This window comes from Helicobacter cetorum MIT 99-5656 (assembly GCF_000259275.1).
Lineage (GTDB): Bacteria > Campylobacterota > Campylobacteria > Campylobacterales > Helicobacteraceae > Helicobacter > Helicobacter cetorum.
The window spans coordinates 886,527-900,000 of record NC_017735.1; the positions used below are offsets into that span (position 1 = coordinate 886,527).

Below are 13,474 nucleotides of genomic sequence, written 5' to 3' on the forward strand. Positions count from 1 at the left end.
TTCAAAGCATGAAACTTTTTGATTACGCCCCTTTGAGCCTACTTTGGCGAGAGTTTCTACAAAGCGAATTTAAAAAGCCCTATTTCTTAGAAATAGAAAAACGCTATTTAGAAGCCCTAGAAAGCCCTAATACTATCTTTCCTAAAAGCTCAAATTTGTTTAACGCTCTTAATTTAACACCCCCCCATGCCGTTAAAATCATTCTCTTAGGACAAGACCCCTACCATTCCACCTACCTAGAAAATAACAATGAATTACCTGTAGCCATGGGGTTAAGCTTTAGTGTAAATATTAACGCTCCTATTCCACCAAGCCTACGAAATATCTATAAAGAATTGCATGCGAATTTAGGCGTGCCTATCGCTTGTTGCGGGGATTTGAGCGCATGGGCTAAAAGGGGTATGTTGTTATTAAACGCCATTTTAAGCGTAGAAAAGCACAAAGCCGCTTCGCACAAGCATATTGGCTGGGAACGCTTTAGCGATAGGATATTAGAACGCCTTTTTGAAACCACCACCCCCTTAATCGTGGTGTTATTAGGACAGGTCGCTCAAAAAAAGAGCGCATTAATTCCGTCTAATAAACACATCGTTATCACAGCACCACATCCTAGCCCATTAGCTAGGGGGTTTTTAGGGAGTGGGGTTTTTTCAAACATTCAAAAAGCTTACAGAGAGATTTATCACACGGATTTTGACTTCAGCTTGTAACTTAAGAATAACTTTATTTAAGGGCATTTGTGATAGAATGCTACTTTTTAAATAAAGGAATATTTGATACCATGCCAATTAAAATCGCTATCAATGGAACAGGACGCATAGGTTTATGTGCAATAAGAGCCGCCAGCAAGAGAAAAGAGTTAGAAATCGTAGCCATTAATTCTACCGCCGAAATAGAAACTCTTTTGCATTTGCTACGCCATGATAGTGTGCATGGGCGTTTTGAAGCCAAGTTGAATGCCGATAGAACCCTAAGTATCGGGCATAGCAAAAATATTTTGGTGCTGAGTGAGCGAGATATAAATAAACTTGATTTTTCCGTAGCTCAAGCTGAAGTTATCATAGAATGCACCGGAAAATTCAATTCTTTAGAAGCTTCAAGCGCACATCTTAAAAACGGCGTGAAAAAAGTTGTCATCTCTGCCCCAGCAAAGAATGCGCCCACCTTTGTCTATGGAGTGAACCACACAAATTATCACAATGAAAGCGTTATTTCTAATGCATCTTGCACGACTAATGCGACCGCCCCTTTACTAAAAATCTTAGATGAAGCTTTTCATATAGAAAACGCTCTTTTAACCACTATCCATAGCTACACTAACGACCAAAATCTCTTAGACACCAAGCACAAGGATATCCGCCGTGCTAGAGCGGCAAATCTTAATCTCATTCCCACAAGCACCGGCGTAAGCAAAGCCATTTCGCTAGTCTTGCCCCATTTAGGCCCTAAGATTACAGGGCTTGCAATTAGGGTGCCTACCCCTAATGTGAGTTTAGTAGATTTGTCGCTAACTTTTAACAAAGCTGTTACTAAAGAAAGCATTCAACACGCATTCAAAGAAGCTTGTGAGAATGAATTTAGGGGGCTTGTAGGTATTGATGAAGAGAAGCTTGTTTCAAGCGATTTTATTTCTTCGCCCTTAAGTGCTATTGTGATTGATGACCAAGTGATGACAATAGGTGAAAAAAATGCTAAAGTGTTAGCATGGTATGACAATGAAATGGGCTATAGCGAGCGCTTAATTGATATGGCACAACATGCCGCACAAAATTAAAAGAAAGGATTTTTATGTTAGCTAAAATGTCGTTTATGCAAAATGTTAAAAACATTCAAGAAGTAGAAGTTAAGAATAAAAGGGTGCTAATTAGAGTGGATTTTAATGTGCCTTTAGATGAAAACCTTAATATCACTGATGACACACGCATAAGAGAGAGTCTCCCTACCATTCAATTTTGTATTGATAATAAGGCTAAAGATATTATTTTGGTCAGCCATTTAGGTCGTCCTAAGGGCGTTGAAGAGAAATTGAGCTTAAAGCCCTTTTTAAAACGCCTTGAAAGGCTATTGAACCACGAAGTGATTTTTTCACAGAATATCACGCAATTACAACATACTCTAAAAGAAAAATCGCAAGCAAGGATTTTTCTTTTAGAAAATATTCGTTTTCTAAAGGGTGAAGAAGAAAATGACAACAATCTAGCTAAAGAATTAGCGAGCCTGTGCGATGTGTTTGTTAATGATGCCTTTGGCACAAGCCACAGAAAGCATGCAAGCACTTATGGGGCGGCTCAATTTGCCCCCATTAAGGTGAGCGGATTTTTACTCAAAAAAGAAATTGATTCTTTTTATCAAGCGTTTAACCACCCCTTACGCCCCCTATTATTAATCGTGGGGGGAGCTAAGGTCAGCTCTAAACTCACTCTATTAAAAAACATTTTAGATTTAATTGACAAGCTCATTATTGCTGGGGCGATGAGCAACACCTTCTTAAAAGCCTTAGGTTATGATGTAAAGGATTCTCTAGTAGAAGATGCTTTATTAGGAGAAGCCCTAGAATTATTAAAGAGTGCGAAAGAAAAAAAAGTCAAAGTCTATTTGCCCATAGATGCTGTTACAACTGATGATATTTTAAATCCTAAACAAATCAAAATTTCACCCGTTCAAGATATTGAGCCTAAGCATAAAATCGCTGATATAGGACCTGCGAGCGTGAAGTTATTCTCTGAAGTCATAGAGAGCGCACCTACCATTATATGGAATGGTCCCTTGGGTGTGCATGAAAAACAAGAATTTGCTAGAGGAACAACCTTTTTAGCTCATAAAATCGCTGACACTTACGCCTTTTCTCTCATCGGTGGGGGTGATACTATTGATGCGATTAATCGTGCGGGTGAAAAGGATAACATGAGCTTTATTTCTACAGGTGGGGGGGCGAGTTTGGAGCTGTTAGAAGGTAAGATTCTACCTTGTTTTGAGGTTTTAGATAAGCGTCATTAACTCTTTCAATAAGGATTGCTTATGGTGAATGTGTTTTTCAAGCAACAAGAATTTGTCATCAAAAAACGCTTTAATGATTTTAATGGTTTTGATATAGGGAAAAATGAAGTTCTGTGGTTTGAGCTTATCAACCCCACGCCAAGTGAATTAGCCATCTTAAGCCAAGAATACGCTATCCACTACAACGCAGACAATTCTCAGCGTATCTCATCGGTAACAAAATACTGGGAAGATAGCTCAAGCGTTACTATCAACGCCTTTTTTGCTAATCAAGATGAAGGCGAGAGTTTCCACACTGAAATGGCAACCTTTATTTTATCTAACAACATTCTTTTCACCATTTACTACGGCACTTTAGAGATTTTTGACGCTATCCAAAAGAAAGTTCTAGCAAGCCCTAAAAAATTTGAAGACGGATTTGATGTTTTAACCAAAGTCTTTGAAGTGTATTTTGAAAAAGGGGTAGAATGCCTAGAGTGGATAAACAAGCAAACAAGCCTGTTGCGTAAAGACATCATTTTTAAAAAAACTTCATGCATGCATGACAATGTTTTGGTGCGTTTGTCTAATTTGCAAGAGTTTAATGTAGCCTTAAGGGATTCTTTTTTTGACAAACGCCGCATTATTACCGCATTACTAAGAAGCAACAAAGTGGATAGCGATACCAAAAATAATTTAAATATTATTCTAAAAGATTTCAGCTCTTTAGTGGAGTCTGCAACCATTAATCTCAACTCATTAGACAACATTCAAAATCTATTCGCTTCTCAAGTGAATGTGGAGCAAAATGAGATTATCAAGCTCTTTACCGTGGCGACAATGGCGATGATGCCCCCCACTCTTATTGGCACCATTTATGGCATGAATTTCAAATTCATGCCTGAGTTAGAATGGCAGTATGGCTATCTTTTTGCCTTGATTATCATGGCGGTCTCTACGATTCTACCTGTGATTTATTTTAAGAAAAAAGGCTGGCTATAGCCTTGTTATGGAGTTTCTACATCCACTCTTAGGCGCTCTTTCTACAATCCATGGCGTAGTGTCTTTGATTACACTCACGCTCTTAGAAATCATTCTAGGAATTGACAACATCATTTTTATTATGGTGGTAGTCTATAAACTCCCTAAGCACCAGCAGAACAAGGCTAGGGTTTTGGGCTTAGGCTTAGCTATGCTTACTCGTATAATGCTCTTAGGAAGCTTATTTTTCATCAGCCATTTACAAAAACCCTTGTTTGTAGTGGCGAGCATGAGTTTTTCAGGGCGTGATATGGTGCTGCTTCTTGGGGGGACATTCCTAGTCATTAAGGCATTATTAGAATTGAAAGAACAAGTTTCTTTAAAAGATTCAAAAACTGAAACACGCTCCAAAAAATCCTTTCTATTGACTTTAATAGAAATCATGCTTATAGACATTGTCTTTTCTTTAGATTCCGTGATTACCGCCATTGGTATTGCGAAGCACTTAGAAATTATGGCGCTAGCCATTATTTTAGCGGTAGTGGTGATGATGTTTTTTTCTCAAATGATTGGCGATTTCATTGAAAAGCACTATCGGGTCAAAACCCTAGCCTTTGTGTTTTTACTCTTTGTGGGCATGAGCCTATTTTTAGAAGGCTTGCACCTACACATCAATAAGAATTATTTGTATATTGGCATAGGGTTTGCCCTACTGGTAGAATGCCTAAACATTTTCATAGAAAAAACGCTTCAAAATCCTAAGAATTAAAAATATAGAAGTTAAAAACACAAATAAAAATTTCAGCTCATTGCAGCTCTTGCTAAAACTTGGTAACGAGCCTTGTTGCAATGTTGGAGAATTAAAATCCTTGACTCATAAACATGTTTTTGGATAAAAGGGTGGTTAAACAAAAGAGTTTAAAGTCATATTTTTAAAAACACTTTTTTGATTTCCTTTGTTGATTACCAGAACACATTCTTGTAGGAGCAGCTCACTATTCATTGCATCTTGTATCTTTACCCCCTTGCTTCAAAAGTCTTTTTGAAGTCCCAAAACACCCCGCAAGGCAATTCAAAATTATCGCTCAACTGAGTTAAACTCTTATTTTTTCAAGCTACCATAAAATTTAAAAGGATTTGTTGTAAAATTTTTGCTACGCCCTATAAACATCATTATAAGAGTAAATGTTTCTAAGGAGCATTCCGTAAATCCTAAAAGCACAGCAAAGCTTCTTCTTAAAAGAATATACCCAAAATTAGTTCTTAGACTTAAAGTTTAAGCTCAAGGATTAAACCTTAAATTTCTAGGGGGTTGAGTTTAGACTTAGGGAGTTTTCCTTAAGATGAATTTGCTTTAACTTTTTAGAGCGTCTTTTATTTTTTAAAATAATGTGTCTTTTTTTTGTAGTTTTTGCAAATTATCTTTCCCACAAGCTTAGTGGCATTGATTTTGTTTTCGCTGTATTCTACTACGCCTTATATTGTGAAGCTCTTATTGTTTTTATTTGTTTCTCAAAAATGCTTTTTTGTTTTTAAATTTCACTTTTTAAAAAATAGCATTTCTTAAGGAAGGCTTTAAAATACTTTCGCATTATTCACTATTTTTAAAAGTGTGTTTATCACTTTTAAAAACGCTCATCGTTTTAAAGCTCTTTATTTTTATCTTTCTCTATCGCTTTTTAAAATAAAGTGTTTTGTTTAGGAGTTTTTTTGACTTAGCGCTTTCTTTAATATAAGGTATTTTTGATTAAAAATTCTTTTTTGATGGCTTGTTATTCAAGAAAGGTCAGGGCAGAATAACGGCTTACCCCCTAGTTTTTTCAAGAGATTAGGGGGGTGAAATTTTCTTCAAAGGAGTGAACCATGAGTAAAAATGGCAAAACCCCTTGAAAAACATTATACTTTAAAATCTCTTTTTGGGTTTAAAGTAGCGTTTTTCATTAAGCGTTAGTTTTCAAGGGGGGCTTCTTTTTTGGGAGCCTTCTTTGAAAGAAAATAACAACAAAAAATACTTTTTAAAACAAACCCTCTTTTTTAATCATTTGTGAATTTTCTTTTTCTATCACTTGTTTTGTGGCTTGGATTTTGAGCTTGTTATAGGTTATTGTGCTTTTAATAATGCTTTTTAATTTTTATCTTTCGCTTACCCTATAAAGAAACCCCCTATTTTAAGGGGGGTGGGGGGGGAACCTTTGGCTTAATAGACTTTTTTGACTACTAATTTAAACCTATACTTGAAAAATGGAAATTTCAAGTATAATAGCACCAAAGGTTTTTTACTATGCTTTTTAGCCATAGTAAATCCTTAGCGGTAAGTTGTTACCCCCTAACTTCGCTAAAAACTAGGGGGTAAATGTCATTTTACAAAAATCTTTCTTAACTCTAAAAATAAAGTATCTTTTTTAATCATTTGTAGATTTCCTTTTTCTATCACTTGTTTTGTGGCTTGGATTTTATTGTAAGATTTTATCACGCCCCATAAGGTGAAATTATGGGGCAAATTACAGACATAGGAGTTTGTCATGTCCAAACCACATGATAAAAACTCTTGGTTAGCAGTATATCTTAAATTCTCTTTTAAGGGGTTTAAGTTTGTCTTTTTAGTTGAAAGATAGCTAATCAAAGTTCCCTTAAGCTCACGCTTAGGGGTTTTCCTTAAAGTAATTTGCCTTTAACTTTTGGGGCGTTTTTTTAAAACAAGCTCTCTTTTTTAAGTGTTTGTTTGTTGTCTTTTTTTATAACTTATTTTTTAGTTTTAAATTTTGCTTTTTTAAAAATAGCGTTTTTTTATAGGCTTTAATTTCATAAAAAGGTTTTGTTTTAAGAAGGCTTAGGGTAGAATAACGGCTTACCCCCTAGTTTTTTGAAGAGATTAGGGGGTAAAATTTAACACTAGGAGCAAGTATGTTTAAAAAACATACAAAAAGCTCTTATCGTTCATTATACATTAAGTTGTCTCTTTTTGGGTTTAACTTTGTGCTAAAAATCAAACGATAGAGTTTAGCCCCCTATTTTTAGGGGGTGCTTCTTTTGTTAAAAACCTTTCTTAAAACAAACTATCTTTTTTTAAATTTTGTATGTTTTCTTTTTCTATGATTTGTTTTGTGGCTTTGATTTTAGTGCTATTGCTCAAGGTTTTGTTTTAAGAAGGCTTAGGGTAGAATAACGGCTTACCCCCTAGTTTTTTGAAGAGATTAGGGGGTAAATTTTGACACAGGAGCAAAGCATGAAAAATCGTGCTAAAAGCCCTTGTCGCTTATTATACATTAAGTTATCCTTTTTAGGGTTTAAGTTAGTGTTAAAAATTAAGCGATAAAGGGTTTGCCCCCTTTAGGGGGTGCTTTTGATGTCAAAATAAAGTTTGTGTGTTTTGTAGATTTCCTTTTTCTATGACTTGTTTTGTGGCTTGGATTTTAGTGCTATTGCTGAAGGCTATTGTTTTAAGAAAGGTTAGGGTAGAATAACAGCTTACCCCCTAGTTTTTTGATAGAGTTAGGGGGTGAAAAATTTGCTTTTAAAGGATTTTACTATGCGTAAAGAACATAGTAAAAACTCTTATCAAGCATTATACTTTAAAATCTCTTTTTATGGTTTTAAAGTGGTGTTTTTTATCAAACGCTGATTGGTTAAGAGTTCCCTCTCTCTTTTAAGGGTGGGGGTTTCTTTAAAGCAAAATAACAACAAAAATAAATTTTTGATTTTTTGTTTTATTTTTTTTAATAAAAAACCTTTCTTAAAATAAAGTATCTTTTTTAAAACTTTGTGCTTTATCTTTTTCTATGACTTGTTTTGTGGCTTGGATTTTAGCATCGTTATATTCTGCTATGGCTTTAATGAATTTTGTTTTTTCTAAGAAGTTTTTTCAAATCATATTTTTATTCTTAGCAAAATTTTCTAAATTCATTCTTTAAGGGGGGCGAAGACACTCTTCATTGTGTCTTACCCCCCCTTAAAAATCCCCCCATATTCCGCAAGGCTTTTAAAGTTATCGCTTTAAAACTTTGTTTTAAAGCTCTTTTATATTTATTTTAAAAAGCTATCGTTTTTTTCTTTTTCTATGATTTGTTTTGTGGCTTTGATTTTGAGTTCGTTATATTCTACTACGGCTTTGATGATTTGCTTTTGTAGGGCGTTGATGAGAGCGTGCATGAAATTAAAGTCTATATTGCTGTGTTTAGTGGTGGGTAGGGTGATTAATTCGTTTTTAACTTTGTTCCAGCTTGCCTTATTTTCATAACTAAATTTTAATTTAATAGCCTTATAAATACAAGGCACAAAAAATAATAGTATTTCTTTCGTTGGTGTGAAATTTGGTTTTATTAAATAAGCATTGTAAAGAACGCCTGTTTTAAGCGGTTGCGGATAAACATTTGCAGTTGAAACCGCCCCATCATTGACAATATCAATTGTCATTTCCGCACTTTCAAAATCGCTTGACCTACCATAATACATAATTCCATTATCGCCATTTTTAGCATTGACAAGCGGTAAATCAAACTCGCTCGTTTGGTTTTTTGAAATATCCTTTTGTTTATTAAAGGTTTGTTTCTTAAATTTTAAGTCTAATTTTTCAAACAAATCCCCTAATTTAAAGCTTTTCCATTCTAGGCGACCATGCGTTTTACTCTCTCTCTCTCTCTCTCGTTTTCGTTCAATTGTTTAAGGGCGTTTTCTTCATCGCTATTTAGAGTGGTGTTTTTTAGCCCTGTAGCTTGTAAGTAAGCGTCAAGTTCGGCGAGCCGACACTCTTCAAGTTCGGCTATAAAATTTTCCATAAAATTAAAGTCAATGTCGTTTAGAGTGGGGGTTTGTGAATCTTGGGTTTGTGGTTTTAGGGGTAGTTGGATTTTAAAATCATTATGCTTTAATTTAGAACTTGATAATTGTGTTCCATAAGTAAATTGATTATAAAAACATTTATTAAGCTGATTAGTAATAAATAACCCTACTCGCCTTGTAAAATCATAATTTTTTAATTTTAATACATGGACTTTCATTTCTACACTTGCTAAATAAGGGTGATAAAAACAATTTCCAAAAAAATTTACGCTGATAAAATTTTCAAAATGCCTTGCTTTTTTATTGTTTAAAGTGTCAAAATAACCATAAACGCCATTATTATCACTTTTGACTGATATGCGGACAATATCGCCTTTTACTAGGTCATCTTGACTTAATAATGAGCCTGTATAAATCTCAAACAAATCCCCTAATTTAAACTCGCCCCACTTAGTCGCTTCTAATTCGCCACTAAGGGGGCTTACAACTTTGGGGGCGTATTCTGTTTTAAGATTAAGCTCACTTCATAAGCGAGGTAATCGCTAATGGTTCTTTTAAAATCTTCTAAGGTGGGTTTAGTGTCTCTTGGTTTAGTTTGGTTCCAGTCGCTCCCATTTTTGGGGTCTATAACATTCTCGTAATATTCATCTTCGCTTAAAAAATTCAAACAAGATTTGCCATAATGGACTAAATCTACTACTTCGTTATAGCGTTCTTTAGCGTTATTGCTATCTTTTAAGTTGTGGCTGGCTTTGGCTTTTTTGCGATTCGCCCTTGTATAGCCATCGTTACTAAAATCTATGAATTTAACCATGTGTTTAGGGTTATGTTTTTCATTGACTTTAAACACATAAATATGCGTTTGCACACTGGATTTTCCTATAAATAAATCTATAGGCATTTTAATGCTAGCTATTAGTGTATGCTTTTCTAAAATCCTAAGATTGTATTCTTTAGCTTTGCCACTGCCGGCACTACTTTGGATAATTACGCTGGCATACCCGCTTTGCATTTTTTCTAAGGCTTGTTCTACAAATACCATGCCATTACCGCTTGCAGAATAAGGTGGGTTTAACACAAAGGCGTTCGCTTTAAAAGGCTCATTATTGATTTCTCCATTAAATTCATTTAGGCTGTCTTTGTTGAGCATGTGGCTACTCCCATCGCCCATTAAAATCATATTCAGCACTGCTAGAATATAGACATCTTGTAAGATTTCTAGCCCTAAGAGTTGCTTGGCTTTGATGTGGGCGATTTTTTGCTCTAAAATTTCAGGGCTTGAAATAGAGTTTTTAGCGTCTTCTATCATTAAATTCATGCTTGCGACTAATAGTCCGGCACTGCCTGTGGCAAAATCCCATACGAAGCTATCTTTATTGACTTTAGAAAGCTTGGCTAAAAGCGTGGCGACATAAGGGGGTGTGAGGACGACATCGTTTAATTTGTCTTGCGTGAAACCTAACCAGCGATACATTTCATTAAACAATTTACCGGTAAAATCCGTGCTTAAGTTGATTTTATAATAAATGCCTAGACTATCTATAATCTCAGTAAAACAGCGTTTTAATCGGCTCTCGCCGTTTATGGCTAGGTTGTTATTTTCGTTGTTTAATAAAGGCTCAAGCGAAGAAATAACGCTTTGTTTTTTCTCTAAAGGTAAATTTTTATGCTTTAAAAAGGCGTTGATTTTTCTTAAAATAATATCGCCATCTCTATTACCTGCTTCTATACTAGATTTTAAATCGTCTTTAGTTAAAGGGCTTACTAGGTTTCTTATGCCTAAATTAGCGATAATGCTCGCAATGACTAAATACACTCTGTTATGTTCGCTTAAAAAATTCTTTTCTTTGTTGTAGATGCTGTTATTGAGCTGTGTTAAACAATCTTCTATTTCTTGGTTTTTCTTTTCTTTAATACGCTCTAATTGTTCATCGCTTAAATGTAGAATGTCTAGGTGTTTGATAAAGTTATCAAAATGCTTAGGGGCTAAAAAGGATAAATCGCTGTATTTTAACTCTTTGTCTTTTAAAACTTCTATGCCTGCACCTAGATTATCCTTGCTCACATAATAAATAGCGATTTGTGGGGTTATTTTATCCTTAAGGTCTTTATGCCCTGTAATGCCTATGGCTAAACACTCTGTGTAGCTCGTGTAATGTAAAATCGCACTCGCATAATGCAAAGCCCCATTTAGGGCGTATTCTTTGATGTTTGTATAATGGGGGCGGTTGTTTTTAGAATCAAAATTTTCTACTAAATGGTGTTTATCAAGCTTAATGAGTTTGTCCTTAGAGCCTTTATATTCTATTAAAACAGGGATTTTTCTGTTTGGGTCTTGTGTGTTTAATAAAAGTTTGACATCAGGGCGATTACCCCCTAGCCCTCCACTTTTAGAAGCATAATTTTTAAGGGCGTTATCAATTTCACTATTTAGGCTTTCTTGTTCTAGTTTAAAGTCTAGTTGATAACTAGCTAGTTCGCTATTAAAATGGTGGGCGATTAGGGGTTCAATGGATTGTTTCATTAATTTCCTTTTAAAAAATTTTAATTATAGCTTAATCGCTCGCATCAGCTAGTGCGATAGCAAAATGCACTTTTATATCTAAATTTTTAAGATAGCTAATTGCTTCTTTAAGAGTTGTGCCGGTGGTGATAATATCATCTAGCAAGAAGTAATCTAAAGTTTTATCGCCTTTGAATGTGAAATTCTTTGGGTTGTTTGTGCGAAATTCTAGGCTTTTTCCTGCGTAAGTAATAAAATTAGTTGCCCTTAAATTCCCATAAGTGGCTTTTAAGTTGTTTTTACAAAAACCTTTTAAAAGCACGGCGGAGTGTGAGTAAAAAGACTTCACTCTGTCATCAACAGCGATTCCATAAAGGGTGGTGTTTAAACCCTTTTCTTTTAAAATTTTTAGAAATTCCTTGCTCGCTTTTTGAGAGAGCAAAAATAAAAGGCGTGAGCCTATTAAAGAATACTTGCTTTTAATCAATTCTTCTACTTCGCTATAGGCATAAAAGCTATACACGCTCACGCCTTCTAAGACTCTTACTTTTAATTGTAGGGGTAAGTCATTCAAGCAACTTTGGCAAAGGGGTTTGAAAGAGAGTTTTAAGCAAGTGAGACAACGCATTCAATAAACGCTATTATTTTTTGGTGTAAATCCTCTATGCTTTCCTTAGCATTTAATTCTAAAATCTCGCATTCAAACTTTTCTTTTAATAAATAAGCTTTCTCTTTTAAGCGTTGCTGGATATGAAGTAACTTTTCTGTGCCTTGATTTTCTATTTTATCTAAGGTTTTAAAGCTCAAACGCTTTTTTAGATTTTCTGCATCTAAAAGTAAAAGAATGATTTTTTGGGGCAAGATATTTTGCGTGGCTAAAAGATTTAATTCTAAGCTTGACAACTCGCTATAGGCCATGCCAGAGATTAAACTTCTATCACTGATAATGAGTTTTTTTTCTTTTAAAGCTGGTTTGATTATGCTTTCTATATGCTCGGCTCTATCGCTCAAGAATAAAAACGCTCTAGCTAACTCGCTTAAATTTTCATTTAAAGCGATTTCTCTTAAATTTTGACCGATTTTTGTCCCACCCGGCTCTTTAGTGAAAACGGCGTTTTTAAAATGCGTTTTTAACAATTCTATTTGGGTGCTTTTACCCGCACCATCAATGCCTTCTATGGTGATATACATTCAATCCCTTTGGATAAATTCTAAAATTTCTTCAGGCACCAAATGGCTCGCATCGCCCTTGTGAATAATGATAGAACGCACAATAGAAGAGCTAATGAAAGCGTTTTGTAAAGTGGGCATGAAATACAATGTTTCTAATTCATTGTTTAAAGATTTGTTCGCATAACCCATTTGCAATTCGTATTCAAAATCGCTCACTACTCTTAAACCCCTTACAAGCACCTTACAATGATGCTCCTTTGCAAAATGAGCGAGTAGCCCATTAAAGCTCACGCATTCTACATTTTTGAAACTTTTTGTAGCAAGTTGTATCATCTCTAAGCGCTCTTCTAAACTAAACATGGGCTTTTTAGCACTTGAATTGGCTACTGCAACAATAAGCTTTTCAAATAATTCACTAGAACGACAAATAATATCCACATGCCCATTGGTTACAGGGTCAAAAGTGCCTGGATAAATACCTACTTTTTGCATTAGCTTAACACTCCCCATCGTGGGTATAAATCATTCTCTATCCCCAAACTATCAAACCACTTCCCCACTAAAAAATCTTGCATGCTCTCTAAGGTCTTACTTTGGGTGTAATAAGTCATCATAGGGGGCGAAATAATAGCGTTAGAGCGAGCGAGTTTTAATAAGTTTTCTAGCATAATATCGCTTAGGGGCATTTCTCTAGGGGCAATGAGTAAAGGGCGTTTTTCTTTAAGCATAACAGACGCAGCCCTAGAGATTAAATCCCCAGAAAAGCCATGGGCGATTTTAGCGACCATGTCCATGCTGGCTGGAATAATTGCCATTTTATGAACACCATAGCTCCCTGATGAAATGCTTGCATGAATGTCTTGTTCATTAAAGAATGTGGCGTTAGGGCGTAGGTCTTTCAAGGTGTTTTTGAGATTAATTTGCATTTCTTCTAGGGCTACAACATGGGCGTTTTTAGAAGCCACCACAAACACTTCAAACTCTTTGGGTAATTTTTCTAAAAACCGCAAGGCTAGGGGTATTCCGCTTGCCCCACTAATGCCTAAAACTAATTTCATCATC

General features: G+C 35.2%; 13 protein-coding genes. 5 read left to right on the top strand and 8 right to left on the bottom strand.

The window, feature by feature from the left end; translation table 11 throughout:
* Nucleotides 1–8 precede the first annotated feature (8 nt).
* From ung to HCD_RS04340, 5 genes are all read left to right on the top strand, one after another.
* Nucleotides 9–710 (top strand): uracil-DNA glycosylase, encoded by a 702-nt coding sequence (gene ung / locus HCD_RS04320; RefSeq protein WP_014659373.1) that lies wholly within the window; start codon nt 9–11, stop codon nt 708–710.
* A gap of 71 nt (nt 711–781) precedes the next feature.
* On the top strand, nt 782–1,774 hold the full coding sequence (gap, locus tag HCD_RS04325; protein ID WP_014659374.1) for a type I glyceraldehyde-3-phosphate dehydrogenase: 993 nt from the start codon (nt 782–784) through the stop codon (nt 1,772–1,774).
* A 14-nt stretch (nt 1,775–1,788) separates the two neighbouring features.
* Nucleotides 1,789–2,997, top strand: a complete 1,209-nt coding sequence (locus tag HCD_RS04330) for a phosphoglycerate kinase (protein WP_014659375.1) — start codon at nt 1,789–1,791, stop codon at nt 2,995–2,997.
* 21 nt (nt 2,998–3,018) lie between these two features.
* A complete protein-coding gene (corA, locus tag HCD_RS04335) occupies nt 3,019–3,978 on the top strand; it encodes a magnesium/cobalt transporter CorA (RefSeq protein WP_014659376.1) in 960 nt (319 codons plus the stop codon).
* A 7-nt stretch (nt 3,979–3,985) separates the two neighbouring features.
* Nucleotides 3,986–4,726, top strand: a complete 741-nt coding sequence (locus HCD_RS04340; RefSeq protein WP_014659377.1) for a TerC family protein — start codon at nt 3,986–3,988, stop codon at nt 4,724–4,726.
* 1,587 nt (nt 4,727–6,313) lie between these two features.
* Here the strand turns inward: HCD_RS04340 and HCD_RS09460 are convergent.
* The 8 genes from HCD_RS09460 to HCD_RS04380 all read right to left on the bottom strand — a co-directional run bounded on the left by HCD_RS09460 (nt 6,314) and on the right by HCD_RS04380 (nt 13,470).
* Nucleotides 6,314–6,580 carry a hypothetical protein gene (locus tag HCD_RS09460; RefSeq protein ID WP_014659378.1) on the bottom strand — a complete coding sequence of 89 codons (267 nt, stop codon included), beginning with the start codon at nt 6,578–6,580 and terminating at the stop codon, nt 6,314–6,316.
* 1,400 nt (nt 6,581–7,980) lie between these two features.
* A complete protein-coding gene (locus HCD_RS04350; RefSeq protein ID WP_014659379.1) occupies nt 7,981–8,535 on the bottom strand; it encodes a type II restriction endonuclease in 555 nt (184 codons plus the stop codon).
* A gap of 26 nt (nt 8,536–8,561) precedes the next feature.
* Nucleotides 8,562–9,161 carry a restriction endonuclease subunit S gene (locus HCD_RS04355; protein WP_014659380.1) on the bottom strand — a complete coding sequence of 200 codons (600 nt, stop codon included), beginning with the start codon at nt 9,159–9,161 and terminating at the stop codon, nt 8,562–8,564.
* A gap of 56 nt (nt 9,162–9,217) precedes the next feature.
* Nucleotides 9,218–11,260, bottom strand: a complete 2,043-nt coding sequence (locus tag HCD_RS04360) for an N-6 DNA methylase (RefSeq protein WP_014659381.1) — start codon at nt 11,258–11,260, stop codon at nt 9,218–9,220.
* 31 nt (nt 11,261–11,291) lie between these two features.
* Nucleotides 11,292–11,867 carry a ComF family protein gene (locus tag HCD_RS04365; protein ID WP_014659382.1) on the bottom strand — a complete coding sequence of 192 codons (576 nt, stop codon included), beginning with the start codon at nt 11,865–11,867 and terminating at the stop codon, nt 11,292–11,294.
* Complete coding sequence (tmk, locus tag HCD_RS04370; protein ID WP_014659383.1) at nt 11,846–12,430, bottom strand: dTMP kinase; 585 nt, start codon at nt 12,428–12,430, stop codon at nt 11,846–11,848. Before tmk ends, HCD_RS04365 begins: the two co-directional genes overlap by 22 nt.
* Nucleotides 12,431–12,904 (bottom strand): pantetheine-phosphate adenylyltransferase, encoded by a 474-nt coding sequence (gene coaD / locus HCD_RS04375; RefSeq protein ID WP_014659384.1) that lies wholly within the window; start codon nt 12,902–12,904, stop codon nt 12,431–12,433.
* Nucleotides 12,904–13,470, bottom strand: coding sequence for a UbiX family flavin prenyltransferase (locus tag HCD_RS04380; protein ID WP_014659385.1), 567 nt, complete (start codon nt 13,468–13,470; stop codon nt 12,904–12,906). The genes coaD and HCD_RS04380 overlap by 1 nt, the downstream gene beginning before the upstream one ends.
* Nucleotides 13,471–13,474 lie beyond the last annotated feature (4 nt).